A 26,635-nucleotide genomic window follows, 5' to 3' on the forward strand; every position below is an offset into this window, starting at 1 on the left:
CCGACGTCAGCGCCGCGGTGGACGCGGTGCTGGCGGCTGCGCGTGCCTGGGGTCCTCCGGCCAGGAGTGACGCGGGTACTTGCGGCCCAGTTCCTTGCGGAGCGCGGGGTAATGGCGCTCCCAGAATCCCGCCAGGTCTGTTGTCACCTGAACGGCGCGCATGTTGGGCGCCAGCAGGTGCAGCACGAGCGGCACGCGGCCCGCGCACACGCTGGGGCCCTGGGCCATCCCGAAGAAATCCTGGAGGCGTGACTCTACCCAGGGGGGCTTGCCCGGTTCGTAGTTCACCTTGACGCCTCGGCCTCCCGGCAGCGTCACGCGCTCGGGGGCGTGCGCCGCGAGGAGGCGCTGCTGCTCGGACGTCAGCCGCGCGTAGAGCGCGTCGATGAGGGACACGCCCTCGAGGTCCTTGAAGCTGCGCGCGTCCGAGCAGAGGGACGCGAGGGCATCCCGCAGGAAGGCATCATCGACGGTGGGGAACTTCGCCTCGGGGAAGGCCTGGGCGAGCAGGGCCACGCGGGTCCGCCACTGTTGGAGTGCGTCGGGGTCGGCGAATCGTCCTGGGCCCGCGGCGAGCGCGGCCTCGACGAGCACCCGCGCGGTCTGCTCCGAGGAAGGGGCGGGGGTGCGCGTCTCCTCGAGGACAAGGTTGCCGTAGGAGAGCCGGGTGAGTCGCTCCACGCGGCGTGCCTCGGCGTTCCACTGGAGGGTGTCTACCTCCTCGAGCGTCTCGGGGTAGAGGTCCAGGAGCCACTCGGGTTCCACGGCACTGGCCAGTCGCACCACGGCGCCGCGTCCTGGGCGTTCCTCGGCATCCACGGCGACCATGAGGTCCGCGTCCTGCACCACGCTCATCTCGGAGAGGGAGGCGGTGCCGCCGCCGAACAGGAGCAGCTCGGGGGCACGCGGCCGGCGTCGTCGGGCAACGCGGTCCGGGTAGCCCGCGAGGGCGCTGAGCATGAGGGCTTGCTCGCGGTCCTCGGCGCGCTGGGGTTGTTCTCCTTGGTTGCGAACGGCGCGCCGCAGTTGTTTCTGCACGCGGTCCACGGACTGCACGGCGCCTTGTTCGAGCGAGAGGGAGTGCAGTCGTCCGGAGGAGAACCCCGAGCGTTCGGCTTCGCGGAATCGCTCCAGCAACTCGAGCAGGTCCGAGGGGCCACTGACCACGGCGGCCGCGCGGCCACCGCTGCCCAGGTTGGCTCGGGCTTCGCGGCGGATGTCGCGCTCACCCATGAGCGCGGCGAGGGTGGCCGCATCGGCGCCGACACCGCGCTGTTCGCCTTCGACGATGATGCGCGCCTGGCGTGGATGGACGGGGAAGCGCAGGAGTCGCTGGCCGACCGGGGTGACACGGCCTTGAGGGTCCACGGCGCCGAGCCGACGCAGCAGGGTCTCCGCAGCATCGAGCGAGGCGGCGGGAGGCGGCTCGAAGAACGGAAAGGCACCGAGGTCCGTCACGCCGGACGCGCGCAGCGAGAGCACCGTCTCCGCCAGGTCCATGCGGCGGATTTCGGGGGCTTCCTGGTCAGGGCGTCCGTCGAAGTCGTGCTGGGTGTAGAGGCGAAGGCAGTGGCCCGCGCGTGTGCGGCCGGCGCGGCCCGCGCGTTGGATGGCGGAGGCGCGGCTGACCTTGGACAGCTTGAGGGTCGGGAGGCCGGACCAGGGGGAGTGGCTGGCCACGCGAGCCAGTCCCGTGTCGATGACCACGGCGACGCCGTCGATGGTGACGGAGGTCTCGGCGACGTTGGTGGAGAGGATGATCTTCCGGCGCGAGCTCCTGCGCACGGCGCGGTCCTGTTCCGCGGGTGAGAGGTCTCCGTGGAGGGGGAGGACGTCGGCGCCGTGGCGTTCGGCGAACTCGGCGCAGGCGTCTCGGGTGCGGCGGATTTCCCCGGCCCCGGGGAGGAAGACGAGCACGTCGCCATCCACGCCTTGAGCGAACAGTCGCTTGATGCCGGAGAGGACCTGTTGGTCGAGGTGCCGGTCATCGGGAGTCGGGAGGTACTCCACGCTCACGTCGAAGCGGCGTCCTTGGGAGCGGAGAGAAGGACAACCTCCAAGGTATGCACGGACGGGTTCGGCCTCCAGGGTCGCGGACATGACGACGAGCTTGAGGTCGGGGCGTCGCGTCTCCTGAAGTCGGCGCAGCAGCGCGAGCGAGATGTCCGCGGAGAGGTGGCGCTCGTGGAATTCGTCGAGCACGACGATGCCCACGTCGCGCAAGGTCGGGTCGGACAAGAGGCGCCGGCCGAGGACCCCTTCGGTGACGAAGGAAAGACGAGTCTTCGCGCTGCGGACGTCCTCGAAGCGGACCTGGTAGCCGACGGATTCGCCGACGTTTTCGCCAATCTCCTCGGAGACGCGCTGCGCGGCGAGCCGGGTCGGGAGTCGGCGTGGCTGGAGGACGACGATCTCCTTGCCTTCGCCGAGCCCGGCTTCGAGAAGCGCGCGAGGGACACGCGTGGTCTTTCCCGCACCAGGAGGGGCCTCCAGCACGAGCGAGCGGGAGCCTCGCAGGGTGGAGACGATTTCCGGGAGGAGAGGGTCGATGGGAAGGGCGACGTCCGCCATGGACGGGTTCCTCGAGCGGCGCGAGCCAGTGGGTGCTTAGGGAGACTCGGTTCCAGCGGCGCCGGAGCTCGACGCAGTGCCCTTCTTCTTCCTCACGGAAGGAGCCTGGGCGCGAGAGCCCTCGGAAGAGGTCTCTTCGACGGAGTTCGCGCGGGCAGGAGTACGCTCCCGTGCGGGTTGGGCTCGAGCGGGTTCCGATGGAGTCGGTTCGGTGCTGGGGGCCGGGCCCGCCTCCGAGGCGCGCTTGCGTCCGCGGCCTCGAAGCGCGGAAGAACGCGGGCCGTCCGATTCGGCAGCGGATTCAGCGGCCGGACTTGAACCAGCCACGGAGGGCTCGTCGCTCGTCTCGGAGTCTGCAGCCGCGGAAGGCTCTCCCGCATCAAGCTCCTCCGAGTGGACTGCCTCACGCTTGCGTCCGCGAGGCCCGTGGCTTCGTGCGGACGCCTCGTCAGAAGGAGGGAGCCCTCCCTCCGTGGGCGGTGAACCTGCTTCCGCTGGCACTGAGTCATCCTGCTGGAGTGCAGGGGACGGAGGCGCACTTTCATCCGAGAGGGCCGCGGACTCCTGCGAAATGGTGGAAGACGCTGCTGCGTCCTCGGTCGCTCCATCGACGTCGGTTGCTGCCGCGCCCTCGGGTGCATCCATCTCGGAGGCAGGAGGAGTCCCAGCGTCCAGTGCGGCGACCTCGGCGAGCTCCGCCTCGGTGGGCTCCATCGAGTCCGCGGGATCCAGGTCGAGTGCCGCGATGCCGTCATCGGAGGGGGCGAGCCCACGTCCCGCGCGCCGCTTCGGCTTGAGTCCGAGCGCCGCGGCTTCATGGACACTGGGAACGGGAACCAGCGCGGCTTCCGAGAGCAGGCGGGCCTGTCGAAGGGCAATCTCCAACTTGCGCCCCAGGTTCACCAGCTCCTCGCGAAGGACGATCTCCACTTCAGGGGAGAGTGGGGCGGGTTCATGGCTGGAGCGCCACTCGGAATGCGCGGTGGCCACCGTCTCCATGACGGGCCTCACGAGGGCGAAGTCCTCGCGCGCGAAGATGCGCGAGACGTAGGCGCTGCGGGTTCGCCGTTCGTAGGACGTGGCGTACTCGAAGATGATCTCTCGAGGCGCGCGTCTGAGCTGGGCGAACTTGACGTGCGGGAAGAGCGCCTCGATGACGGGAGCGCGGCTGCTGGCGGTGAACGTGATGCCCGCGTGCAGCTTCTCCAGGGCATCGACCCACAGCCCTTGCTGCTGGAAGGCGTACTCCTCACGCGCCTCTTCCAACTCGGGCAGGTCCTTCACGCGGTCGACAACGCCCGCGGCGGGGGAGCGGGTGGTGCGCACCAGCTCCAGCGCGGTGGCCAACCAGCTCTTCTCCGCCTCCAGTCCGGGGCGACCGGCGAGCATCTCTCCCGCTGTCGCGAGCCGGCTTTCAAAGGCCTCTGCGAAGCGGATGAGCTCATAGGACTCGAGCGTGGATGACATGCGGCGGGCTCCTCGGGAGGGCGGCGGGAGATATCACAGCCCGAGCTCGAGTCCGAGCGCGGGCGGAAGGCCTCGGTCAGCGTCCGCCGAGCAAGGTCGGAAGGGCCTCGGGGTGCGTGAAGTCCGGGAACGCCGCATGTGCGCCGGCTTCCAGCAGGGCCTCGGCCTTGTAGGTACCGGTGCCCACGCCGATGCACTCCGCGCCAATGCCCAGGGCCGCGGCGACATCCATGGGCGTGTCGCCGATGATGACCACGCGGCACTCCTCGCGAGGGACTCCCAGTGTCGCCGCGCCAGCCTCGGCGCCTCGGCGAATCAGCTCCACGCGGTTCTCGTGGTCGCAGCCGAAGCCTCCGAAGGAGAACTGGTCATGGATGGCCACGCGCTCGAGCTTCACTCGAGCTCCCGCGCGGATGTTGCCGGTGCCCAGACCCACGGCGAAGCCTTCGCGTTTGCGTGCCTCGATGACGGCCTCGCGAATGCCGGGGAAGACGATGTAGCGCTGCTCGTCGACCTTGCGGACCTCATCCGTGAGGTGGGCGAGATAGGCGGCGATGCCCGCGTCGATGGCCGCTTCCGAGTCCTCGACGCCGATGACGCGGAGGGCCTTACGGACGATGGCCCGGTCCGTCATGCCGGACATGTGGAAGGAGTTGCAGGCGTCGCGGCGTCCGTGGAGCTGCTCGAAGGCCAGGTCCATGGCGCGGCGGCCCGCGCCGCCGGTGGTGATGAGGGTGCCGTCGATATCGAACAGGAGGACCGTGGGGCGCATGGCCCCCATCTAACGGAAGCCTTCGGCCGACGCGAGTCCCGAGTCGCGCCCGCGGGGGCTCAAGGCTCGGCGAGGGTGAGCCCCCGTTGGAGGGCCTCGCGCACGAGGGGGCGTTCCTCCACGGGGAGTCGCTCCTCGAGGACCTGTCGAGCCTGCTGTCCTCCCAGTCGCCCGAGCGTCAGGGCCACGGCTTCGCGCACCGGGTCCTCACGGTCCGCGAGCCGGGCGGCGAGGAGTCCAATGGCCTCGACCCCCATGCACTGCGCGAGTGCCTGTGCGGCGCTGACCCGAACATCGGCGGGAGCGTGTGTATCGTCGAGGACTTCCTGGATGGAGCGGGCGCCTTGAGTGGGGTCCACCAGGGCCAGCGAGGCAATGGCCCGGGAGCGCCGTGACGGGACGCTGGAGTTGTCCGTGACGACGGCGCTCAGGATGGGCACGGCTTGAGTCCCGAGCCGTCGCCACTGCTCCTCGCGGATGGGGCCCTGGGCCGCATCGAGCAGGGCCAGTACCTGGGCCCGCAGCTCGCCCGGGGGTGATGAGAGGGGGGCCGCGGCGGGCTCCGTGGCGGAACGAGAGAGGGCGAGCGCGGTTCCCCCCGTGGATGTGAAAATCCCGGCCCCGAGCGCCAGGAGCCACCATCCGCGCTGGGACGAGGCACGCGAACGGCGGGTGCGAGAGGAGGGCGGCGGTGTCGGCATCGACATGAGGAACGCCTCTGGCTGGGGGACGTGCCGGGTTATACGCCGGTTGCCCGGGCGAACAGGAACCCCGGTATGGTGCTCCGTCGATGGCCGGACGTGTCTTCTTCTTTCTTCAGCACGCGACGTATGAGCCTGCGTTCCAGGCGAGCTCCATGGGCATCACCGCCGTGGCGATGGGGGACGAGGTCTATTTCGTCCTGGCCTTCGACGCGTTGCGTGCCTGGGTCGACGGAACCTTCGGCCAGCCGGACGGCGTGCGGGAGAAGGAAGAGCACGTGAGAGGCGAGGCCCTGGGGTTGCCGCCGCCGGCCCGGATGCTGGAGGAGGCGAGGGCGCTGGGGGCGAAGTTGATCGCCTGCGACACGACGGTGCGCCTGTGTGGCTTCGAGCCGGAGTCCCTTCAAGGCCCGCTGGATGAGGTGATGGGCCTCGCCTCACTGTGGCGGCTCACTCAAGGAGCCCGCATGCTGACGCTGTAGGTCGCCGCCAGACATGCCGGGCCCGCGATGTCGCGCACGCCACACCCAGTGTGCGCCTGTCGGGAGTCTGGCATCGGTCCCTGCTGTAACCTCGCAGTACCAGTCGAACCTGAGGCCCCCCTTCTTGAGGCTGTAGCCTCAGAGGGGAGTCACGCGTTACTCTGCCCCTGAGCCGTCCCCGTAGAACTCCGGCCGCGCGGAGCTCCGCGTCCCCCCACGAGAAGCAGAAGGAATTCATTGCCTATGCGCGCCAAGTTGCCCCTCCTGAGCGCTCTTGTTCTCGGCGCCCTCTCGGGTGTCGTCGCCACGGGTTGTCAGTCCTACGACTTCGAACCGGTGGAGCCGCTCGCCATCGCGCAGACAACCGTCGAGGAGACCATCACCGCCCTCGCGAGCAAGCCCAACGTCATGATGTTGGTGGACGTCTCGGGCTCGATGACCCTCCCCGTGAACCCCTCGCTTCCGTCGTGCAAGGTTTCGGATGGGGCTGGCGGGACGACGAATTGTGGTGGTGAGCTGCCGTGCCCCACGGCGACGTGCCCCACGCGCTGGACGGAGCTTCAGGCCGCGGTCCCCGGGTTCCTCACGAAGACGGGCCAGTACGTCCGTTTTGGCCTCACGACGTATCCCGAGTCGAAGAGCGATTTGGGCGCCGAGGCCTGCAACGCCTCCACGTCGCTGTCGATTCGAAAGGACCTGCCGACGGCGGAGGATGACTCCTCGCTGCGGGCTCACGCCAACAGCATCACCGAGCTCATCCAGGGCATCCCCAACGCGGGCACCGGGCGTCCGCTGGGTGGCACCCCGACGAGCGGCAGTCTCCGGTTCTTGGGGAACCAGCCGAGCATGCAGGACGAGGACCGCAAGCGGTTCGTCATCCTCCTGACCGACGGTCTGCCCAACTGCAATGCGAGCAACGAGTACTCCGGCAAGGAGAACCCCCTTCAGTGCAAGTGCACCATCGCGGGGAGCCTCTGCACGACGAGCGCCACCTACGAGCGCCGAGGCTGCCTCGACACGAACGCCTCCGTGGCGGCGGTGAGCGAACTGAAGGCCAAGGGCGTCACGACCATCGTCATCGGCTTTGGCGCGGAGACGGCGTCGGGGGATGGCCCGGCGGTGCTCCAGGCGATGGCGGCGGCGGGTGGCTTTGCTCGCTCGTGCACGGATGACCCGACGGCCTGTGGCCCCAGCGATACCTGCAACAGGGTGACGGGCCTCTGCGGCCGCAGCTTCTATCAGGCGGCCAACCAGGCGGAGCTCTCCGCCGCGCTGGAGCTCATCAGCAAGGACTTCATCAACCCGGAGCCGTGCCTGATTCGCCTGAAGGGGCCGCAGCTTCCGTCGGACCCCAAGCTCATCGTCGTGTACGTCGAGGGTGAGCGCACGGTGGCCAGTGATGCGACCTGGGAGCTGACGCCGGACGGCGTGCGCTTCAATGGCGCGACCTGCGACCGGATCAAGAACTCGCGCCCCGAAGCGCCGGTCAATATCGAGATTCGCGCCATCCGGCTGCGCTAGGCCGCTGGGCGGGGGCGGCTTTACCCGGAAGGGTGTGGGGATTATAGGTCCCCCGCCGCGGTCCGGCCGCCGTCCCCACCCATGAAAGTCACGCTCCTCTCGCGCTCCGCTTCCATTCCGTCCACTCGACGCCTTGTCGAGGCGGGGCGTGCTCGAGGTCACCGGATGCGGGTGCTCAACCCGCTCCGAGTGCAGATGCACCTGGATGGGAGTGGGCGCGCGACGCTCTACTACGACCGCAAGAAGCTGGCGCCCACCGACGTGGTGTTGCCGCGGATTGCGCAGTCCATCAGCACCTACGGCCTGGCGGTGGTGAACCAGTTCGTGCTGAGCGGGGTTCCGCTCGTCAACCACGCCCAGGCCATTGCCCAGTCGCGCAGCAAGATGCGCTCGCTGCAGTTGTTGTCGGCCCATGGCATCGCCATCCCCGCGACGGTGATGGCGCGGGATGCCGCACACCTCAAGGAGATGGTGGGCCTGGTGGGCGGGGTGCCCGTGCTGGTGAAGCTCCTCCAGGGGCAGGAGAAGCATGGGGTGATGGTGTGTGAGAGCCTCCAGTCACTGGAGGCCGCGCTCGAGGCGGTCCTGGGCCTGGGCCACAACCTCGTGATGCAGGAGTACGTGAAGAGCACGAGCCAGGACGTGCGGGTGCTCGTCGTGGGAGGCAAGGCGGTGGCCGCGGTGCGCCGCCGACCGAGGCCCGGAAGGCTTGCTCACACGCTCATCAAGGGCGCGCGCCTGGAGGCGATGGAGCTGTCGCCCGGCCAGCGAGCCACCGCGGAGAAGGCCACGCGACTGGTGGGACTGGAAGTGGCGGCGGTGGACCTGCTGGACGTGGAGGGGCACTCGAAGGTCTTCGAGGTGAATAGCTCCCCCGCGTTGCCGGAGATGGAGGCCGCGACGGGCCTGGACCTGGCCACCCCCATCATCCTTCGGGCCGAGGAACTCGTGGCGGGAGCGGAGCCCGTGTCGATTCCGGACCTCATTCCCCCTCAGCCTCTTCCCGACGCCATCCTGCCGCCGTCCCCCGCGCCTCGTGGAAAGCGTGCGAGCCGCACGTCCAACCGAGGGCCTGGGGGGACATGAAGAGAAAGCCGACTCTTGCGTCGCAGGCGTGATACGCACCACCCGTTTCCAGGAGACTTCGCCCATGACGAACTTCCGAAAGCTCACTTCCGTTGCGGCCTTGCTGGTGGCCAGTGTCTGGACGGCCCCGGTGTTCGCCGATGAGGTGGACCCCGCGAGCCTCTATGACGTGTCCACGGAGGGCTCCTCCTCGCAGGTCAAGGCGGGGGAGAAGGGCGTGTTCGTTGTGTCCGTCAAGACGAAGTCCGGCGCGCACGTCTCCGAGGAGGCCCCGCTGAAGCTGGACGTGAAGGCCTCGCACGTCTCGGTGGCGAAGGAGAAGCTGGGTCGCGAGGACTCGGTGTCGAAGAAGGCCGCGGGGCAGCAGTTCGTGGACCCCCGCTTCGAGGTCCCGTTCTCCGCGGCGGCGGCTGGCAAGGGCTCGGTGGATGCCAAGCTCGTCTTCTTCATCTGCACGGAGAAGATCTGCGCCCGCCAGCAGAAGACCCTCTCCGTTCCCGTCGAGGTTCTCTAGTTCCCATGAGTGAGCGTCCCTCTCGAGGTGGTCGTGGCGAGCGCGAAGGTGGAGATTCCTCCTTGCGCCACGTCTTTGGGGTCAATCCGGTTCTCGAGGCCCTGCGGGCCCGGCCGGATGAGGTGGAGCGGTTGTACGTCGTGGAGGGGCAGCTGGCGGCCCGGGCCTCGGGCGAGCTGCTGAGCCGGGCCCGGGAGGCCGGCGTCCGGGTGGAGAAGGTGTCCCGCGAGCGCATCGCGGCGATGGCGGACGGAGGCGTTCACCAGGGTGTGGTGCTGGAGCTTCGGGGCTTCAAGTACGCGGATCTGGAGGACATCCTGGATGCCGCAAAGGCGAGCAAGAAGCCACCGCTCGTGGTGGTGCTCGACGGAATCCAGGACCCGCACAACCTGGGAGCCATCATCCGGTCCGCCCACGCGCTGGGGGCCCATGGGGTCGTCATCGCCAAGGACCGGGCCGTTCAGGTGACGGGCACGGTGGCCAAGGCCTCGGCTGGAGCGGTGGAGCACTGCCTGGTCGCGCGTGTCGTCAACATCTCCCGTGCCCTGGAGGAACTGAAGGAGGCGGGGCTTTGGGTGGCGGCCGCGGACGTAGGGGCAACGGAGCCCATGTGGAGTGCTCGGCTGGACGGTCCACTTGCCTTGGTGGTGGGCGCCGAAGGGCCGGGTGTGCGGGAGGGGGTCCTCAAGCACTGCGACCATCGCCTGCGGATTCCCATGACGGGTCAGGTCGGTTCACTCAATGCGTCCGTTTCGGCCGGCGTTCTGCTATATGAGGTCGCCCGGCAGCGCGGGAGCCCTTCCCGTTCGTAGGTCGGCACCTGGGATCAATGTCCTTGACTTGGGTGATGGGTACTTCTAAAAGGGCGCGCCTCGCACATCGGCGCCGGGCGGTTGACGGTTCCGGTGGAGGTGGGGTAGGGCGGTGGGTAGGAGCCGGATGAGTGCCGGTGTAGCTCAGTCGGTAGAGCAACTGATTTGTAATCAGTAGGTCGCGGGTTCAAGTCCCGCCGCCGGCCAAGCAGGACGGGGCCGCGGATAAGGGCCCGAGACGAGCAGTAACGGGGTGGGGTAGTAAGCAGTTGCTGTGAAAATTCCGGAGGGATACCCAAGCGGCCAAAGGGAGCAGACTGTAAATCTGCCGGCTCTACGCCTTCGATGGTTCGAATCCATCTCCCTCCACTCGGCAACGCGGGAATAGCTCAGTTGGTAGAGCGTCAGCCTTCCAAGCTGAATGTCGTGGGTTCGAATCCCATTTCCCGCTCCAAACGTTGTAGTTCATAGTATCGCCAAGCCCTGATAGCTCAGTTGGCAGAGCGCATCCTTGGTAAGGATGAGGTCACCAGTTCAATCCTGGTTCAGGGCTCCATTTTTTAGAGGAGTGTCATGGCCAAGGAGAAGTTCGAGCGTAACAAGCCCCACGTGAACATCGGCACGATCGGACACGTGGACCACGGCAAGACGTCGCTGACGGCGGCCATCACGAAGGTGCTGGCGAAGACGGGCGGCGCCACGTTCCTGGCGTACGACCAGATCGACAAGGCGCCGGAAGAGCGCGAGCGCGGCATCACGATTTCGACGGCGCACGTGGAGTACCAGACGGCGAACCGTCACTACGCGCATGTCGACTGTCCGGGCCACGCCGACTACGTGAAGAACATGATCACGGGCGCTGCGCAGATGGACGGCGCGATTCTCGTGGTGTCGGCGGCGGACGGCCCGATGCCGCAGACGCGTGAGCACATCCTGCTGGCGCGCCAGGTCGGCGTTCCGTACATCGTGGTCTTCCTGAACAAGGTGGACCTGCTGGACGACCCCGAGCTGCGCGAGCTCGTGGAGATGGAGGTCCGGGACCTGCTGAAGAAGTACGAGTTCCCTGGCGACACCATCCCCATCATCCCCGGGTCCGCCGTGAAGGCGCTCGAGGGTGACGCGAGCGACATCGGCGAGCCGGCCATCCTGAAGCTGATGGCGGCGGTGGACAGCTACATCCCGACCCCGCAACGCGCGACGGACAAGCCCTTCCTGATGCCGGTGGAGGACGTGTTCTCCATCGCCGGCCGTGGAACGGTGGCGACGGGTCGCGTGGAGCGTGGCAAGGTGAAGGTCGGCGAGGAAGTTGAAGTCGTCGGTCTGCGTCCGACGCAGAAGACGGTCGTGACGGGCGTGGAGATGTTCCGCAAGCTGCTGGACGAGGGCATGGCGGGCGACAACATCGGCGCGCTGGTCCGCGGCCTGAAGCGCGAGGACATGGAGCGTGGCCAGGTGATTGCGAAGCCGGGCTCCATCACGCCGCACACCAAGTTCAAGGCGCAGATCTACGTGCTTTCGAAGGAAGAGGGTGGTCGTCACACCCCGTTCTTCAAGGGTTACCGCCCGCAGTTCTACTTCCGCACGACGGACGTGACGGGAACGGTGAAGCTGCCGGAGAACGTGGAGATGGTGATGCCGGGCGACAACATTGCCATCGAGGTGGAGCTGATCACCCCTGTGGCGATGGAGAAGGAGCTGCGCTTCGCTGTTCGCGAGGGTGGCCGCACCGTGGGCGCCGGCGTCGTTGCCGAGGTCGTCGAGTAATTCGCCTGGGAGGCACTCAAGCCTCCTGGCCCCAAACACCGGATTTCGAGGGGAAGGTGCCTTCTGGTAACCTTCCCCTTCCGTGTCTGATGAGGTAGGCCATGCCGAAGGGCAATCGTTCCATCATTTCGCTCGAGTGCACGGTGTGCAAGGAGCGGAACTACACGACCACGAAGAACAAGCGGAAGAGCCAGGACAAGCTCGAGTTGAGCAAGTTCTGCTCGCGGTGCCGCAAGCACACGGACCACAAGGAAGGTAAGGTCTAGGTCGGTAGTTCCTGAGAGTTCTTAGGCCAGTAGCTCCAACGGTAGAGCAGCGGTCTCCAAATCCGCGTGTTGGGGGTTCGAATCCCTCCTGGCCTGCCAAGTCTCAGTAGGAGCGGGGCCCCCGGTACCTGGAGGTACCGGGGGTTCCTGTGTTTCCGCAGTTCGTGAAATTTCGCATCCGCTTTACCTCGTGAGGCATCATGGCGACGGCATCAGAGGCCAGCCAGCAGGCTAACCGCTCGGCGATGGATCCGAAGCGGCTCGTTGTCATCTTCTACCTCCTCGCCGCCATTGTCCTGGCGCTGTTCCTGGAGCGCGTCTTCGGGATGCTCTGGGCCAGCTTCGGATGGCCGGACGGCGTCCTCATCGAGGGCTCGGACTGGAAGGTCTCCACCCTGGTGGGCTACGTGTCCGCGGTGGGGCTTGCGCTGTTGGGCTACTTCCATCCGAAGACGCACACGCTCTCCCTGGAAGTGGCCTCCGAGCTGATGAAGGTGTCCTGGCCTACCTGGCCGGAGACCCGGACGTCGACCATGGCCGTGGTCGTCGCCTCGCTCGTCGCCGCGGTGCTCCTCTTCTGCATTGACTCCGCCGCGTACAAATTGATGGTGGATTGGCTGCCCGCTCTGTGGGGGAAGCTGTAATGGCGATGAAATGGTACGTGGTCCACACCTACTCGAACTTCGAGAACCAGGCGAAGAAGAGCCTGGAGGAGAAGGTTCGCCTCGAGGGGCTGCAGGACCAGTTCGGTGAGATCCTCATCCCCATGGAGCAGGTCGTGGAGATGGTGAAGGGCGAGAAGAAGACGTCTCGCCGCAAGTTCTTCCCGGGCTACATCTTCGTGCAGATGGAGCTGAATGACCGGACGCTCCACCTGGTGAAGAACACGCCGAAGATCACCGGGTTCCCTGGGACGGTGCAGAACCAGAACCCGCTGCCCATCTCCGACCAGGAAGTGGCTCGGCTCACGTCGCAGATCTCCGAGGGCACGCTCAAGCCGAAGCCCAAGGTGCAGTTCGACGACGGCGACACGGTGCGCGTCATTGACGGGCCCTTCGCCAACTTCAACGGCACGGTGGAGGAGGTCAACGCGGAGAAGGGTCGCGTGAAGGTGCTCGTGAGCATCTTCGGTCGCGCGACCCCCGTGGAACTCGACTTCATGCAGGTGGAGAAGACCACCGGCTAGTTTTTCGTGGGCGACTCGGATAGAGCGCGCCCCGAGCAGTCTCCGTGCCCTCCGGGGCACGGTCCCATGGGTGGGAGGGTCTTCCCGTCTGAAGACCCGTTGGAACCACCCCCTCGAAAGGCAGTTGTCAGCCGATGAAGAAGGTCACAGGACAGGTCAAGCTGCAGATTCCCGCCGGCAAGGCGAACCCCGCTCCGCCGATCGGCCCCGCGCTCGGTCAGCAGGGCGTGAACATCATGGAGTTCTGCAAGCAGTTCAACGCGAAGACCCAGGCGGAGGCGAAGGAGGGGCTGATCATCCCGGTGATCATCACCGTCTATCAGGACCGCTCCTTCACGTTCATCCTCAAGACGCCTCCGGCGGCCGTCCTCATCAAGAAGGCGGCGGGCCTGCACACCGAGAAGAAGAAGGGCTCGGGCGCGAAGAAGCCTGGCAAGGAGAAGGTGGGGCAGATCACCCGGGCGCAGCTCGAGGAGATCGCCAAGAAGAAGATTCAGGACACCACCGCCGCGTCGCTTGAAGCCTGCATGAACACCATTGCTGGCACCGCGCGCTCCATGGGCATCGACGTCGTCGGCTAAGCCGCCGCCCACTCACGGACGAGGATTTCTGTCATGGCTCAGAATGGGAAGAAGTTCCGTGCGGCTGCCGCGATGGTGGACCGCGAGAAGCGCTACTCGGTTGCCGAGGGCTTTCAGCTTCTGAAGAAGACGGTGGATGCGCGCGCGTCGAAGTATGACCAGACGGTCGACGTCGCCATCAACCTGGGTGTGGACCCCAAGCACGCGGACCAGATGGTCCGTGGCGCCGTGGTTCTCCCCAACGGTACGGGCGCCACCGTGCGCGTGGCCGTGTTCGCGAAGGGCGAGCGCGCCACCGAGGCCACCAACGCCGGCGCCGACGTCGTGGGTGCCGAGGACCTCCAGAAGCGCATCGAGGAGGGCTTCCTCGACTTCGACACCGTCATCGCCACCCCGGACATGATGGGTGTCGTGGGTCGCCTCGGTAAGGTGCTCGGTCCCCGCGGCCTCATGCCGAACCCGAAGGTCGGCACGGTGACCATGGACGTGGCCAAGGCCATCCGCGACGCGAAGGGCGGTAAGGTCGACTTCCGCGTGGAGAAGGCCGGCATCGTTCACGCGAAGATGGGCAAGGCGTCGTTCGCGGCGGACAAGCTCGAGGGCAACTTCAACGCGCTGGTGGACCTGGTGATGAAGCTCAAGCCGGCCACCGCCAAGGGCGTGTATCTGAAGGGGATTGCCATCTCGACGACGATGGGCCCGGGTATCAAGATCGATACCCAGGAGATTCTGGCCCGTCACCGGTAGGCGGACAGGGGTCTGGCGGCCGTTCCTACCCCGCACCGGGGTGGCGGAACGGCTGCCTGCCTGACGCCTCAGGTTCGAAAGTTCTGGATCTTTGCTGAAGCCGGGGGTATAGGCCCCCGGCTTTTGCAATTGGAGCGCCACGTCATGAGACGGGCGTTTCCGACCTGGTTCATGACAGCAGGGACCCGGTCAGAGGAGAAGTGCCCCGTTGGGAACCGGGTGAATCCGGTCGGGTCATGGCTTCCTCTGTCGGGTTCAAACGGCCGAAAGGCCAGCCCTGCCGAGACTGGAGGTGCGGTGTGGTGTCTCTCGGAGACTCCTCTCGCTCTGCCACTTTGGCCCAGGCATCACGCCCATCGGAAGGTGGGCCAGTAAGGAGGTGAGTCAAAGTGCTGAAGAGCGAGAAGGAGGAGATGATCAAGGAACTCCACGAGAAGTTCTCGCGGACCAAGTCGGCTGTTGTCGCTGAGTTCTCCAAGGTGGATGTGGAGACGGTGACGAAGCTCCGCAAGAAGTTCCGTGAGGGCGGCGTCGAGTACAAGGTCATCAAGAACACGCTGGCGCGCCGTGCCGCGCAGGGCACGGACGTGGCTGTCATCGCTGATGACTTCACGGGTCCGGTGGCTCTGTGCCTGAGCTACGGCGACGTGGTGGCCCCGGCGAAGATCCTGACCGAGTTCACGAAGGACCTCGAGGACAAGATCAAGATCCGCAGCGCCGTGGTCGACGGCCGCAAGGTCGACGTCAACGGTGTCAAGCAGCTGGCGAAGCTGCCGGGTCTCAACGAGCTCCGGGCGCAGCTGCTCGGGATGCTCAACCAGCCTGCTGGCAAGCTGGTTCGGACGATTGCAGCTCCGGGTTCCCAGCTCGCGCGGGTCATCCAGGCCCACGCGGACAAGTCGCAGGGTTAGTTTCCCTGATTCATCCGAGAAGTTTCTCTACACCAACCTTGACGACCGTAGTTCCCACTCGGGAAGTAGGTCGTTAGTCAAACCCAGAAGGACAAAGTTCCATGGCTGACCTGAATGCAATCGTTGAGCAGCTCTCCGGCCTGACCATCATCGAGGCCGCCAACCTGGTGAAGGCCCTCGAGGAGAAGTGGGGCGTCTCCGCCGCCGCCGTCGCCGTCGCCGCTCCTGCGGGTGGCGCTGCGCCTGCTGCGGCCGTTGAGGAGAAGACGGAGTTCACGGTGGTGCTGTCGAACGCCGGCGCCAACAAGATCAACGTCATCAAGGAGATCCGCGCCATCACCGGCCTGGGCCTGAAGGAGGCCAAGGACCTGGTCGAGGGCGCGCCCAAGACGGTCAAGGAGGGCGTCAACAAGGACGACGCCAAGAAGATCAAGGACCAGCTCGTTGCCGCTGGCGCCACCGTCGACATCAAGTAAGTCGTACAGGGGCTGCTTGTTTTCCGGGATTTTCCAAGCAGCTTCCTGACCGAACGTGCAGGCCGGCGCTCCCAGTGCGGGGGGTGCCGGCTTTGCCCGTTTGACCTTTGCAAATTTCCCGGCGCCGCCGCGCGTTACTGAAGTTTGCCCCGCCCGAGCAGCCGTCCCCGGAGCCAGAATGCCGACGCAGATCCAGAACAATTTCCGCGTGCGGAAGACCTTCGCGAAGATCGCGAAGATCATCGACATTCCTAATCTTATCAACATCCAGAAGCAGTCCTACGAGAAGTTCCTCCAGGCCGATATCGCCCCGGAGAAGCGTGAGGACATCGGCCTTCAGGGTGTCTTCAACTCGGTGTTCCCGATTCGGGATTTCAACGAGACCTCGTCCCTGGAGTTCGTCAGCTACCATCTGGAGAAGCCCAAGTACGACGTCGATGAGTGCCACCAGCGTGGCATGACCTACAGCGCCCCCATCAAGGTGGTGGTGCGCCTGGTGGTGTGGGACAAGGACGAGGAGACCGGCGCCCAGTCCATCCGCGACGTGAAGGAGCAGGAGGTCTACTTCGGGGAAATCCCGTTGATGACCCAGAACGGCACCTTCATCATCAACGGAACGGAGCGCGTGGTCGTCAGCCAGCTGCACCGCAGCCCGGGTGCCTTCTTCGACCACGACAAGGGCAAGAGCCACTCGTCTGGCAAGCTGCTCTACAACGCCCGAATCATTCCCTACCGCGGTTCGTGGATCGACTTCGAGTTCGACCACAAGGACCTGCTGTACGTGCGCATCGACCGGCGGCGCAAGCTGCCCGCCACGGTGCTCATCCGCGCCCTGGGCGCCGTCAGCGACACCGCGAAGAAGAACCCGCTGGAGTTCAAGGGCTCCACCGAGGAGATCCTCAACTACTACTACGCCACGGAGACCATCTATCTCCAGAGCGCGGCGGACTTCGAGAAGAGCGTCGAGCTGGAGCTGCTCCCGGGCCAGCGTGCCACCCGCGACATCAAGACGAAGACAGGCGAGCTCATCGTCAAGAAGAACCGCAAGTTCACCCGCGCCGCCATCAAGAAGCTTGAAGCGGCGAAGATGAAGACGCTCCCCATCGACGCGGACGAGCTCTTCACGAAGGTGTCCGCCTACGACGTGGTGGACGAGAACACGGGTGAGGTCATCCTCGAGTGCAACGAGGAGGTCTCCCAGGACAAGGTCGACGAGCTCCTCAAGCGCAACATCAAGGAGTTCAAGGTCCTCTTCATCGACAACCTCAACGTGGGTCCGTACCTGCGTGAGACGTTGATGCTGGACAAGCTCGAGACCCCCGAGCAGTCCATCATGGAGATCTACCGCCGCCTGCGTCCTGGCGATCCGCCGACGCCGGAGACGGCCATCAACCTGTTCACGAACCTGTTCTTCAACCCGGAGCGCTACGACCTCTCCAAGGTCGGCCGCCTCAAGTTGAACTTCAAGTTCGGTCTCGAGGAGCCGCTCGACGGGCAGATCCTCACCAAGCGGGACATCCTCGAGGTGATCCGCTACCTGATCGATCTGAAGAACGGCAAGGGCACCATCGACGACATCGACCACCTCGGCAACCGGCGCGTCCGCGCGGTGGGCGAGCTGCTCGAGAACCAGTACCGCATCGGTCTGGTGCGCATGGAGCGGGCGATCAAGGAGCGCATGAGCCTCCAGGAGATCGAGACGCTCATGCCTCACGATCTCATCAACGCCAAGCCCGTCACGGCGGTCATCAAGGAGTTCTTCGGGTCCAGCCAGCTGTCGCAGTTCATGGACCAGACGAACCCGCTCTCCGAAGTCACCCACAAGCGTCGTCTGTCCGCGCTCGGGCCTGGCGGTCTGACGCGTGAGCGCGCGGGCTTCGAGGTCCGCGACGTTCACCCGACGCACTACGGCCGCATCTGCCCCATCGAGACGCCGGAAGGTCCGAACATCGGCCTCATCGCGTCGCTGTCGACCTACGCGCGCGTCAACGAGTTCGGCTTCGTCGAGACGCCGTACCGCAAGGTGGACGCGGGCATCGTGACGACGGACGTGGCCTTCTACTCGGCGCTCGAGGAAGAGAAGCACACCATCGCCCAGGCGAACGCGGAGACGGACAAGAAGGGCAAGTTCGTCAACGCCCTCGTGTCCAGCCGCCGCGGCGGTGAGTTCGTCCAGGCTCGCGCCGAGGACGTGGACCTGATGGACGTGTCGCCGAACCAGCTGGTGTCGGTGGCCGCGTCGCTCATCCCGTTCCTCGAGAACGACGACGCGAACCGCGCCCTCATGGGCTCCAACATGCAGCGTCAGGCCGTGCCGCTCCTGCGCACTGCTTCGCCGCTGGTCGGCACGGGCATCGAGGCCATCGTCGCGCGCGACTCCGGCGTGACGTGTGTCGCTCGCCGTGACGGCACCGTGGAGAGCGTGGACGCCGGCCGCATCGTGGTGAAGGCGGACGTGCCGGCCTCGCTGAGCGACGTGTCGAGCGAGGTCGACATCTACAACCTGCTCAAGTACCAGCGCTCCAACCAGAACACCTGTCTCAACCAGAAGCCCATCATCAGCAAGGGCGACAAGGTGCGGAAGGGTGACGTCATCGCGGACGGTCCCGCGACGGAGACGGGCGAGCTGGCGCTGGGGCAGAACGTGGTCGTCGCGTTCATGCCGTGGCAGGGCTACAACTTCGAAGACTCCATCCTCATCAGCGAGCGCATCCTCAAGGACGACGTCTTCACGTCGATCCACATCGAGGAGTTCGAGTGCATCGCGCGCGACACCAAGCTGGGCAAGGAGGAGATCACCCGCGACATCCCGAACGTGGGTGAAGAGGCCCTCAAGGACCTGGACGAGAGCGGCATCATCCGCATCGGCGCCGAGGTGAAGCCCGGCGACGTGCTGGTGGGCAAGATCACCCCGAAGGGCGAGACCCAGCTGTCTCCCGAAGAGAAGCTCCTGCGAGCCATCTTCGGCGAGAAGGCCGGCGACGTGCGCGACAGCTCCCTGCGCGTGCCTCCGGGCGTGGTGGGCACCGTCATCAACGCCAAGGTGTTCAGCCGCAAGGGCGTGGAGAAGGACGAGCGCGCCAAGCAGATCGAGTCGATGGAGGAGGCGAAGCTCCTCAAGGACCAGAACGACGAGATCAAGGTCCTCCAGGACAGTGCCATCGGCCGCATCCGCGCGCTGGTCCGCGGCAAGGAGGTCCAGGGCAAGCTCGTGGACGACAAGGGGAAGATCCTCCTGAAGAAGGGGGACATCCTCGACGACGCGTTGCTGGCCACGGTGCCCTACAAGTACTGGGGTGAGATCTCCGTCGGCGACCCGCTGGATTCCCGCGTGCGCGACATCCTCCGCAACCTGGAGGAGACGAAGGAGGCCGTGAAGCTGGCCTTCGGCGAGAAGATCGCCCGCATCAAGAAGGGCGACGAGCTCCCTCCCGGCGTCATCAAGATGGTGAAGGTGTATGTCGCCATCAAGCGCAAGCTGGCCGTGGGCGACAAGATGGCCGGCCGCCACGGAAACAAGGGCGTCGTGTCCCGCATCCTCCCAGAGGAGGACATGCCGTACCTGGAGGATGGCCGTCCGGTGGACATCGTCCTCAACCCGCTCGGCGTTCCCAGCCGCATGAACATCGGGCAGATCCTCGAGACGCACCTGGGCTGGGCCGCCAAGGGCACCGGCGAGGCGCTGCAGCGCTACGTGGAGGACAACTGGAGCGCGGACGCCATCAAGGAGCGCCTCAAGGTCATCTACGGCGAGGACCCGGCGTTCAGCGCGTTCCTGGACAAGCTGGACGCGGAGGAGATCAAGCAGCTCTGCCGCCGCTCCAAGAAGGGCATCCACGTGGCGACGCCGGTGTTCGACGGCGCCCACGAGACGGAGATCCACTCGCTGCTCGACGAGGGCAAGCTGCCTCGCACGGGTCAGATGGTGCTCTTCGACGGCCGCACGGGTGAGCCGTTCGACCAGAACGTCACCGTGGGCGTGATGTACATGCTCAAGCTGCACCACCTGGTGGACGAGAAGATCCACGCCCGGTCCATTGGTCCCTACTCCCTGGTCACCCAGCAGCCGCTGGGCGGCAAGGCGCAGTTCGGCGGTCAGCGTCTGGGCGAGATGGAAGTCTGGGCGATGGAGGCCTACGGCGCGGCGTACACGCTGCAGGAGTTCCTCACCGTCAAGTCGGACGACGTGGTGGGCCGCACGCGCATGTACGAGGCCATCGTCAAGGGCGACAACGTCCTGGAGAGCGGCTTGCCCGAGTCGTTCAACGTGCTCCTCAAGGAACTCCAGTCGCTCGCGCTCGATGTCGAGCTGCTGGAGAGCGCTCCGCCTGAGCGGCAGCGCAGCTTCGGGGGCGACTTCCTGGGTGGCGGCGACGGCGAGGACCGGAAGACCGGGACCGAGGCCTGAGGTAGCCGGAGCGCCCGCCTGACCGGCCGCCCGCCACCCTCCAACGAGGGTGGGCGCGGCCGGGTCTGGGGCGGGGGCCCGAATCACTGGCGTTCCCCAAGGGGGACGCCTCACGAGATTTCGGAGGCAACGTGAAGGACATTTTCAACTTCTTCGAGAAGCCGAAGGACCCGTTGTCGTTCAACGCCATCCGCATCGCGCTGGCGTCGCCCGACAAGATTCGGCAGTGGTCGCACGGCGAGGTGAAGAAGCCGGAGACCATCAACTACCGCACGTTCAAGCCCGAGCGTGACGGCCTGTTCTGCGCCCGCATTTTCGGGCCTGTGAAGGACTACGAGTGCAACTGCGGCAAGTACAAGCGCATGAAGCACCGTGGCGTGGTGTGTGAGAAGTGCGGCGTGGAGGTCATCCAGTCGAAGGTCCGCCGTGAGCGCCTGGGTCACATCACCCTGGCGACGCCGGTGGCCCACATCTGGTTCCTGAAGTCGCTGCCGAGCCGTATCGGCAACCTGCTCGACATCACGCTCAAGGAGCTGGAGAAGGTCCTCTACTGCGAGAGCTACATCGTCCTCGACCCCAAGTCGACGCCGCTGCAGAAGGGCGAGCTCATCAGCGAGGAGAAGATGCACCGGCTCTACCAGGAGCACGGTGAGGACTCCTTCACCACGGGCATGGGCGGCGAGGCCGTCCGTGAGATGCTCAAGGCGCTGGACGTGGAGCGTCTGTCCGAGGACCTGCGCAAGGACATGCGCGAGACCACCAGCGAGGCGAAGCGGAAGAAGTACGCCAAGCGCCTGAAGGTGGCGGAGGCGTTCCGCGTCTCTGGCAACAAGCCCGAGTGGATGATGCTGGACGTGATTCCGGTGATTCCGCCGGACCTGCGCCCGCTGGTTCCGCTCGACGGCGGCCGCTTCGCGACGTCCGACCTGAACGACCTGTACCGCCGCGTCATCAACCGCAACAACCGTCTGAAGCGCCTGCAGGAGCTCAACGCTCCGGACATCATCATCCGCAACGAGAAGCGGATGCTGCAGGAGGCCGTGGACGCGCTGTTCGACAACGGCCGCCGCGGGAAGACCATCACCGGCCCGAACAAGCGGCCGCTCAAGTCGCTGTCCGACATGCTCAAGGGCAAGCAGGGCCGGTTCCGCCAGAACCTGCTCGGCAAGCGCGTGGACTACTCGGGCCGCTCCGTCATCGTCGTCGGTCCCGAGCTGCGCCTGCACCAGTGCGGCCTGCCGAAGATCATGGCGCTCGAGCTGTTCAAGCCGTTCATCTACAACAAGCTCGAGGAGAAGGGGTACGTCACCACCATCAAGTCGGCGAAGAAGATGGTGGAGAAGGAGCGTCCCGAGGTCTGGGACATCCTCGAGGACGTCATCCGCGAGCACCCGGTGCTCCTCAACCGCGCGCCCACGCTGCACCGTCTGGGCATGCAGGCCTTCGAGCCCGTGCTGATTGAAGGCAAGGCCATCCAGCTCCACCCGCTGGTGTGCGCCGCCTTCAACGCCGACTTCGACGGCGACCAGATGGCCGTGCATGTGCCGCTCTCCATCGAAGCCCAGATGGAAGCCCGCGTGCTGATGATGTCGACGAACAACATCCTCAGCCCCGCGAACGGCAAGCCCATCATCGTCCCGACGCAGGACATGGTGCTCGGCATCTACTACATGACGCGCGCCCGCGAGTTCGCCAACGGCGAGGGTCGCGTGTTCAGCTCGCCCGACGAAGTGCGCGCCGCGCACGACCACGGCGAGGTGCACCTGCAGGCGAAGGTGGTCTGCCGCATCGACGGCAAGCGCAAGGAGACCACCGTCGGCCGCGTCCTCCTGTGGGAAGTGGTTCCGCGCCGCGTGGGCTTCGACGCCATCAACAAGGTGCTGGACAAGAAGTCGCTCGGTGGCCTCATCGACCTCTGCTACCGCCTCACGGGCGAGAAGGAGACGGTGCTGCTCGCGGACCGCATCCGCAGCCTGGGCTACTTCAACGCGACCCGCGCCGGTATCTCCATCGCGCTCAAGGACATGATCATCCCTGCGAAGAAGCAGGAGTTCCTGGACTACGCGCGCAAGGAAGTGGCGGAGATCGAGAACCAGTACCTCGAGGGTCTCATCACCGACGGCGAGCGCTACAACAAGGTCATCGACATCTGGGCGGAGGTCACCGAGAAGGTTGCCCAGGAGATGATGCAGCAGATCTCCCAGGAAGAGGCCTCTGGGGACAAGGACGGCAAGCGCGAGTCGCGCAAGCAGCCCTCGTTCAACCCCATCTACATCATGGCCGACTCCGGAGCGCGTGGTAGCGCCCAGCAGATCCGTCAGCTGGCCGGTATGCGCGGCCTGATGGCGAAGCCGTCCGGCGAAATCATCGAGACGCCCATCACCGCGAACTTCCGCGAGGGCCTCTCCGTGCTGCAGTACTTCATCTCCACGCACGGCGCTCGTAAGGGTCTGGCGGACACGGCGCTCAAGACGGCCAACTCCGGTTACCTCACCCGCCGTCTCGTCGACGTGGCGCAGGACGCCATCATCAACGAGTACGACTGCGGCACCATGGACGGTCTGTTCATCGGCGCCCTGGTCGAGGGTGGTGAGATCATCGAGCCGCTCGGCGAGCGCATCCTGGGCCGCGTGGCCCTGGACGACATCCTCGACCCCGTCACGGGCGAGGTGCTGGTGCGCGCCAACGAGGAGATCGACGAGGACCGCGTCCGCCGCATCGAGAACAGCGGTCTGGACAAGGTGAAGATCCGCTCGGTGCTCACGTGCCAGGCCAAGCGCGGCATCTGCGTGGAGTGCTACGGCCGTGACCTGGCGCGTGGCCGCAAGGTGTCCGTGGGCGAGGCCGTCGGCGTCATCGCGGCGCAGTCCATCGGTGAGCCGGGTACGCAGCTGACGATGCGCACCTTCCACATCGGTGGCGCGGCGACGCGGCGCGCGGAGCAGTCCAGCCTGGAGAACCGCTACGCGGGTCGCGTGAAGTTCGCGGGTCTCATCACGGTGCAGAAGATGGACGGCACGCTGGTGGCGATGAACCGCAACGGCGAGCTCGTCGTGGTCGACGACTCCGGCCGTGAGCGCGAGCGCTACCAGGTCATCTACGGCGCCCGCATCCTGGTGAAGGAAGGCCAGCGCATCGAGCCGGGCACCCTGGTGGCCGAGTGGGACCCGTTCGCGATTCCGCTGCTCACCGAAGTCGGCGGCGTCGTCCGGTACGAGGACATCATCGAAGGCGTCACGATGTCCGAGACGCTGGACGAGGTGACGGGTCTGTCGCGAAAGACCATCATCGAGTCCAAGGACCCGGAGGCGCGTCCGCGCGTCTCCATCCGCGATGCCCAGGGCAACACGAAGGACCTGCCCTCGTCCCGCAACCCGGCGAGCTACTTCCTGCCGCAGGGCTCCATCATCACCGTCAACGACGGCGATGAAATCCACCCGGGCGAAGTCATCGCCAAGGTGCCGCGCGAGACGACCAAGACGAAGGACATCACGGGCGGTCTGCCCCGCGTGGCCGAGCTGTTCGAGGCGCGCAAGCCGAAGGATGCCGCGGCCATCGCGGAGATCGACGGCGTGGTGTCGTTCGGCAAGGACACCAAGGGCAAGCGCAAGCTCATCATCACCCCCGAGGTGAATGGCGAGCAGCGCACGGACCTGGCCAAGGAGTATTTGATCTCCAAGGGCAAGAACATCAGCGTCCACTCCGGCGACCGCGTGAAGGCCGGCGAGGCGATGATGGACGGCGCGGCCAACCCGCACGACATCCTCAAGGTCCTGGGCGAGAAGGAACTCGCGCGCTACCTGGTGGACGAAGTGCAGGAAGTCTACCGGCTCCAGGGCGTGAAGATTAACGACAAGCACATCGAGACCATCGTGCGGCAGATGCTCCGCCGCGTGCGCGTCACCGATGTGGGCGACACCAACTTCCTGGTCGACGAGCAGGTCGAGAAGTGGGTGTTCGAGGAGGAGAACGAGAAGATCATGGCCGAGGGCAAGCGCCCGGCCGTGGGTGAGCCGCTGCTGCTCGGCATCACCAAGGCCTCGCTCTCCACCGAGTCGTTCATCTCGGCGTCTTCCTTCCAGGAGACCACGAAGGTGCTCACCGAGGCCGCCATCAACGGCAAGGTGGACTACCTCCGCGGCCTCAAGGAGAACGTCATCATGGGCCGGCTCATCCCCGCCGGCACGGGCCTGCCGAACTACAAGCACCTCGACATCGAGGTGGAGAGCCCGACCGACGAGGTCAACGAGATGGAGGCCGCTCTGGCCGGTGCCCACGGCGACTCGGGCCCGCTCTCCGGCGCTTCCCGCTCGGAAGGCACCCAGTCGACCGGCGCCGCCTAAGCGCCACCCGCCACCCTCACCGGTGGCCCCCTGATTCCCGCCGCCGTCTCGGTTCCGCACCGAGGCGGCGGTTTTGTTTTCCGACCTTGGTAGTCATGTTTTCCGGGACGTCTTCCTTGACGTTCATGGCGCGACGCGTTAAGTTTTGCGCAGAGAGTTTCGACACACTGAGTCGATTCCCGGCGATGCCGGGAGCAAAGGGGAGGACCACATGACCACGACGAACCAGGCGGAGACGAACCCGGAGCAGGCCACCACCGCCGAGGCGGCGAAGAGCGGTCTGTCGAACGTCGAAGGATTCCTGAAGGCCCAGCTCGCCCAGGCGCAGAAGCGAATCGAGGAGCTGGAAGGGGAGGCTGGCAAGGTCGTGAAGGCGCTGGACGCCCGCCGGCTGGAGGCCACCAAGGAGGCTCAGGCCCTGTGGACGAAGGTCCAGGCCGGGGAGCTGCTGGCGGACCCCCGCGTGAAGGAGCTGGGCAAGAAGGTGGATGCGGCCGGTGCGGAGCTGCGCAAGCGCTTCGACGGGCTGCAGACGAAGGTCGTGGAGACGGTGGGCGTCGCCAGCCAGTCGCAGCTCCAGGAGATCAACAAGGAGCTGGCCAAGCTCTCCGCGAAGGTGGACTCGCTGCTCAAGCCCATCCGCCGCCAGGGCTCCTCGAAGGACTCCGAGACGTCGCCGCGCGCCTGAGAACGCCGCGTTGTTGACGGATGGTGTCCCCTCACCACTCCAGCAGTGGACATGGAGCAGGCGAGGGGGCTCGTTCTCGTTTCCTTCACCCCGGGGGTGTGATTACGTGGCAGGTCCGTCGTCCGTTGAACGCCTGCCTGCCTGGTTACACCCTCTCCCGGAGAGACCCATTGGACAACAAGCCTGAGGCCCCCCGAGAGAAGAACCCTGTCACAGAAACTTTCGAGCGCATCTGGAGTCAGGCGCTCCTGGCTGTGAACACGGCGGAAGAAGAAGCCTCCCGCGCGGTGCAGAAGGTGGCGGCGGTCGCGGGCTGGAGCCAGGACGAGGTGAAGCGCCAGGCGCAAGCGTTCTCGGACCGGCTGGCCGGGCACCGCAAGGACCTGGAGCACAACGTGGAGGACCGTGTCCGGGCCGCCCTGTTGCTGATGAAGCTGCCCCGACGTGAGGAACTCCAAGCCTTTGGGAGCCGGTTGGACCGCCTGGCCGAACGCATCCAGGACCTGGAGCACCGCAAGTGACGAACCCCGCCCCCTCGGGCGGGAGGTCTTTCGGCACGCGGTTCTTCGATTCTCTCCACGCCCTCAGCTCTGGCTGCTCCCGACTCCCCCTGCTGGCGGGAATGGCGCTCGTCGTCTCCGCGCGGCTCGTTCCGCTGCTGGAGGAGCGCCCCGTCCAGCCGGTGGTCCCCGAGCGTGTGGTCGCGGAGAGCGCATTTCCCGAGGCGTCGCTGATTGACGCCGTCCTCTCCCGGCGAGCCCCGGACCTGGGCCTCACGCTGCGGCGGCAGTTGGGACAGGCCATCGCGGAGGAGGCTCAGACGGCGGGGTATGATCCGCTGCTCGTCCTGGCCCTCATCGACGTGGAGTCTGACTTCGCGGAGGAGGCTGTCTCCGAGAAGGGCGCGAAGGGGTTGATGCAGATCAAACCCAGCACGCTCCACTTCCTGGCGGAGAAGGCCGGGCTGCGGCTGTCCCGCGAGGAAGTGACGGCGGACACCGCCCTGTGTGTCCGGCTGGGCATCCGCTACCTGCGCTCGCTCCAGGACCGCTTCGGTGGGGACCTGGAGCTGGCGCTGATGGCCTACAACGCCGGGCCCACCCGCATTCGCAACGCCATCAAGCAGGGGGAGCTGGAGCGGTTCCGGCGGTACCCTCGGGCCGTGCGGCGCGACTTCCGCAGGTTCAGGGAAGGGCATGGCCTGGGCGGGGACTGGGCACTGGCCCAGCGCGAGGCCCCCGGCGCCGACGTCGAACCCACCCCCTGACAAGCCCGTGAATCTCCAGGCGCCTCGGCCGCTCCAAGCGGACGCATGTGCGCCTTGTCCCATCCTTCAGGG

Annotated in this window: 22 protein-coding genes and 5 tRNA genes; 23 read left to right on the plus strand and 4 right to left on the minus strand. The window is 66.2% G+C overall.

What is annotated here, in order from left to right:
• Window positions 1–6: 6 nt before the first annotated feature.
• The 4 genes from hrpB to MYSTI_RS45685 form a co-directional block, all read right to left on the minus strand.
• Window positions 7–2,571, minus strand: a complete 2,565-nt coding sequence (gene hrpB, locus MYSTI_RS17400) for an ATP-dependent helicase HrpB (protein WP_015349089.1) — start codon at window positions 2,569–2,571, stop codon at window positions 7–9.
• A 36-nt stretch (window positions 2,572–2,607) separates the two neighbouring features.
• A complete protein-coding gene (locus MYSTI_RS17405; RefSeq protein ID WP_015349090.1) occupies window positions 2,608–4,038 on the minus strand; it encodes a hypothetical protein in 1,431 nt (476 codons plus the stop codon).
• A 76-nt stretch (window positions 4,039–4,114) separates the two neighbouring features.
• Entirely contained in the window at window positions 4,115–4,819 is a 705-nt protein-coding gene (locus MYSTI_RS17410) for an HAD family hydrolase (protein WP_015349091.1), read from the minus strand.
• A 50-nt stretch (window positions 4,820–4,869) separates the two neighbouring features.
• Entirely contained in the window at window positions 4,870–5,067 is a 198-nt protein-coding gene (locus MYSTI_RS45685) for a HEAT repeat domain-containing protein (protein WP_420811523.1), read from the minus strand.
• A 533-nt stretch (window positions 5,068–5,600) separates the two neighbouring features.
• On the opposite strand from MYSTI_RS45685, the gene MYSTI_RS17420 reads away from it, so the two are divergent.
• From MYSTI_RS17420 to MYSTI_RS17530, 23 genes are all read left to right on the plus strand, one after another.
• On the plus strand, window positions 5,601–5,993 hold the full coding sequence (locus MYSTI_RS17420) for a DsrE family protein (protein ID WP_015349093.1): 393 nt from the start codon (window positions 5,601–5,603) through the stop codon (window positions 5,991–5,993).
• A 243-nt stretch (window positions 5,994–6,236) separates the two neighbouring features.
• Window positions 6,237–7,514: an adventurous gliding motility lipoprotein CglB gene (cglB, locus tag MYSTI_RS17425; protein WP_015349094.1), complete on the plus strand. Its 1,278-nt coding sequence runs from the start codon at window positions 6,237–6,239 to the stop codon at window positions 7,512–7,514.
• Between the two features lie 81 nt (window positions 7,515–7,595).
• On the plus strand, window positions 7,596–8,600 hold the full coding sequence (locus MYSTI_RS17430; protein ID WP_015349095.1) for an ATP-grasp domain-containing protein: 1,005 nt from the start codon (window positions 7,596–7,598) through the stop codon (window positions 8,598–8,600).
• Between the two features lie 64 nt (window positions 8,601–8,664).
• Window positions 8,665–9,114, plus strand: a complete 450-nt coding sequence (locus MYSTI_RS17435) for a hypothetical protein (RefSeq protein WP_015349096.1) — start codon at window positions 8,665–8,667, stop codon at window positions 9,112–9,114.
• A 5-nt stretch (window positions 9,115–9,119) separates the two neighbouring features.
• Window positions 9,120–9,926, plus strand: a complete 807-nt coding sequence (gene rlmB / locus MYSTI_RS17440; protein ID WP_015349097.1) for a 23S rRNA (guanosine(2251)-2'-O)-methyltransferase RlmB — start codon at window positions 9,120–9,122, stop codon at window positions 9,924–9,926.
• Window positions 9,927–10,059: 133 nt separating this feature from the next.
• A tRNA-Thr gene (locus MYSTI_RS17445) sits at window positions 10,060–10,132 on the plus strand.
• 79 nt (window positions 10,133–10,211) lie between these two features.
• Window positions 10,212–10,295, plus strand: a tRNA-Tyr gene (locus MYSTI_RS17450).
• A 9-nt stretch (window positions 10,296–10,304) separates the two neighbouring features.
• Window positions 10,305–10,380: transfer RNA gene (locus MYSTI_RS17455), tRNA-Gly, on the plus strand.
• A 26-nt stretch (window positions 10,381–10,406) separates the two neighbouring features.
• Window positions 10,407–10,482: transfer RNA gene (locus MYSTI_RS17460), tRNA-Thr, on the plus strand.
• Window positions 10,483–10,499: 17 nt separating this feature from the next.
• Window positions 10,500–11,690: an elongation factor Tu gene (gene tuf / locus MYSTI_RS17465; protein ID WP_015349098.1), complete on the plus strand. Its 1,191-nt coding sequence runs from the start codon at window positions 10,500–10,502 to the stop codon at window positions 11,688–11,690.
• A 101-nt stretch (window positions 11,691–11,791) separates the two neighbouring features.
• Window positions 11,792–11,956 carry a 50S ribosomal protein L33 gene (gene rpmG, locus MYSTI_RS17470; protein WP_015349099.1) on the plus strand — a complete coding sequence of 55 codons (165 nt, stop codon included), beginning with the start codon at window positions 11,792–11,794 and terminating at the stop codon, window positions 11,954–11,956.
• A 23-nt stretch (window positions 11,957–11,979) separates the two neighbouring features.
• Window positions 11,980–12,055 (plus strand) — tRNA-Trp (locus MYSTI_RS17475).
• A gap of 101 nt (window positions 12,056–12,156) precedes the next feature.
• Window positions 12,157–12,600 carry a preprotein translocase subunit SecE gene (gene secE / locus MYSTI_RS17480; protein ID WP_015349100.1) on the plus strand — a complete coding sequence of 148 codons (444 nt, stop codon included), beginning with the start codon at window positions 12,157–12,159 and terminating at the stop codon, window positions 12,598–12,600.
• On the plus strand, window positions 12,600–13,142 hold the full coding sequence (gene nusG / locus MYSTI_RS17485; protein ID WP_011553122.1) for a transcription termination/antitermination protein NusG: 543 nt from the start codon (window positions 12,600–12,602) through the stop codon (window positions 13,140–13,142). The genes secE and nusG overlap by 1 nt, the downstream gene beginning before the upstream one ends.
• 134 nt (window positions 13,143–13,276) lie before the next feature.
• A complete protein-coding gene (gene rplK / locus MYSTI_RS17490; protein WP_015349101.1) occupies window positions 13,277–13,723 on the plus strand; it encodes a 50S ribosomal protein L11 in 447 nt (148 codons plus the stop codon).
• Between the two features lie 33 nt (window positions 13,724–13,756).
• Window positions 13,757–14,470 (plus strand): 50S ribosomal protein L1, encoded by a 714-nt coding sequence (rplA, locus tag MYSTI_RS17495; RefSeq protein WP_015349102.1) that lies wholly within the window; start codon window positions 13,757–13,759, stop codon window positions 14,468–14,470.
• Between the two features lie 389 nt (window positions 14,471–14,859).
• Window positions 14,860–15,381 (plus strand): 50S ribosomal protein L10, encoded by a 522-nt coding sequence (gene rplJ, locus MYSTI_RS17500; protein ID WP_015349103.1) that lies wholly within the window; start codon window positions 14,860–14,862, stop codon window positions 15,379–15,381.
• Between the two features lie 101 nt (window positions 15,382–15,482).
• Window positions 15,483–15,857, plus strand: a complete 375-nt coding sequence (gene rplL / locus MYSTI_RS17505) for a 50S ribosomal protein L7/L12 (RefSeq protein ID WP_015349104.1) — start codon at window positions 15,483–15,485, stop codon at window positions 15,855–15,857.
• A 178-nt stretch (window positions 15,858–16,035) separates the two neighbouring features.
• Window positions 16,036–20,265, plus strand: coding sequence for a DNA-directed RNA polymerase subunit beta (gene rpoB / locus MYSTI_RS17510; RefSeq protein WP_015349105.1), 4,230 nt, complete (start codon window positions 16,036–16,038; stop codon window positions 20,263–20,265).
• Between the two features lie 131 nt (window positions 20,266–20,396).
• Complete coding sequence (gene rpoC / locus MYSTI_RS17515; protein ID WP_015349106.1) at window positions 20,397–24,608, plus strand: DNA-directed RNA polymerase subunit beta'; 4,212 nt, start codon at window positions 20,397–20,399, stop codon at window positions 24,606–24,608.
• 211 nt (window positions 24,609–24,819) lie between these two features.
• Window positions 24,820–25,296 (plus strand): hypothetical protein, encoded by a 477-nt coding sequence (locus MYSTI_RS17520; RefSeq protein WP_015349107.1) that lies wholly within the window; start codon window positions 24,820–24,822, stop codon window positions 25,294–25,296.
• 170 nt (window positions 25,297–25,466) lie between these two features.
• Window positions 25,467–25,817: a phasin family protein gene (locus tag MYSTI_RS17525; protein WP_015349108.1), complete on the plus strand. Its 351-nt coding sequence runs from the start codon at window positions 25,467–25,469 to the stop codon at window positions 25,815–25,817.
• Window positions 25,814–26,563: a lytic transglycosylase domain-containing protein gene (locus MYSTI_RS17530; protein WP_015349109.1), complete on the plus strand. Its 750-nt coding sequence runs from the start codon at window positions 25,814–25,816 to the stop codon at window positions 26,561–26,563. The genes MYSTI_RS17525 and MYSTI_RS17530 overlap by 4 nt, the downstream gene beginning before the upstream one ends.
• Window positions 26,564–26,635: the final 72 nt, after the last annotated feature.

This window comes from Myxococcus stipitatus DSM 14675, from assembly GCF_000331735.1.
GTDB lineage: Bacteria > Myxococcota > Myxococcia > Myxococcales > Myxococcaceae > Myxococcus > Myxococcus stipitatus.

Excerpts from the sequence above, each read along its gene's own strand:
- hrpB (WP_015349089.1), bottom strand. The coding sequence starts at position 2,571 with ATGGCGGACGTCGCCCTTCCCATCGACCCTCTCCTCCCGGAAATCGTC.
- MYSTI_RS17405 (WP_015349090.1), bottom strand. The coding sequence starts at position 4,038 with ATGTCATCCACGCTCGAGTCCTATGAGCTCATCCGCTTCGCAGAGGCC.
- MYSTI_RS17410 (WP_015349091.1), bottom strand. The coding sequence starts at position 4,819 with ATGGGGGCCATGCGCCCCACGGTCCTCCTGTTCGATATCGACGGCACC.
- MYSTI_RS45685 (WP_420811523.1), bottom strand. The coding sequence starts at position 5,067 with ATGGGGGTCGAGGCCATTGGACTCCTCGCCGCCCGGCTCGCGGACCGT.
- MYSTI_RS17420 (WP_015349093.1), top strand. The coding sequence starts at position 5,601 with ATGGCCGGACGTGTCTTCTTCTTTCTTCAGCACGCGACGTATGAGCCT.
- cglB (WP_015349094.1), top strand. The coding sequence starts at position 6,237 with ATGCGCGCCAAGTTGCCCCTCCTGAGCGCTCTTGTTCTCGGCGCCCTC.
- MYSTI_RS17430 (WP_015349095.1), top strand. The coding sequence starts at position 7,596 with ATGAAAGTCACGCTCCTCTCGCGCTCCGCTTCCATTCCGTCCACTCGA.
- MYSTI_RS17435 (WP_015349096.1), top strand. The coding sequence starts at position 8,665 with ATGACGAACTTCCGAAAGCTCACTTCCGTTGCGGCCTTGCTGGTGGCC.
- rlmB (WP_015349097.1), top strand. The coding sequence starts at position 9,120 with ATGAGTGAGCGTCCCTCTCGAGGTGGTCGTGGCGAGCGCGAAGGTGGA.
- tuf (WP_015349098.1), top strand. The coding sequence starts at position 10,500 with ATGGCCAAGGAGAAGTTCGAGCGTAACAAGCCCCACGTGAACATCGGC.
- rpmG (WP_015349099.1), top strand. The coding sequence starts at position 11,792 with ATGCCGAAGGGCAATCGTTCCATCATTTCGCTCGAGTGCACGGTGTGC.
- secE (WP_015349100.1), top strand. The coding sequence starts at position 12,157 with ATGGCGACGGCATCAGAGGCCAGCCAGCAGGCTAACCGCTCGGCGATG.
- nusG (WP_011553122.1), top strand. The coding sequence starts at position 12,600 with ATGGCGATGAAATGGTACGTGGTCCACACCTACTCGAACTTCGAGAAC.
- rplK (WP_015349101.1), top strand. The coding sequence starts at position 13,277 with ATGAAGAAGGTCACAGGACAGGTCAAGCTGCAGATTCCCGCCGGCAAG.
- rplA (WP_015349102.1), top strand. The coding sequence starts at position 13,757 with ATGGCTCAGAATGGGAAGAAGTTCCGTGCGGCTGCCGCGATGGTGGAC.
- rplL (WP_015349104.1), top strand. The coding sequence starts at position 15,483 with ATGGCTGACCTGAATGCAATCGTTGAGCAGCTCTCCGGCCTGACCATC.
- rpoB (WP_015349105.1), top strand. The coding sequence starts at position 16,036 with ATGCCGACGCAGATCCAGAACAATTTCCGCGTGCGGAAGACCTTCGCG.
- MYSTI_RS17520 (WP_015349107.1), top strand. The coding sequence starts at position 24,820 with ATGACCACGACGAACCAGGCGGAGACGAACCCGGAGCAGGCCACCACC.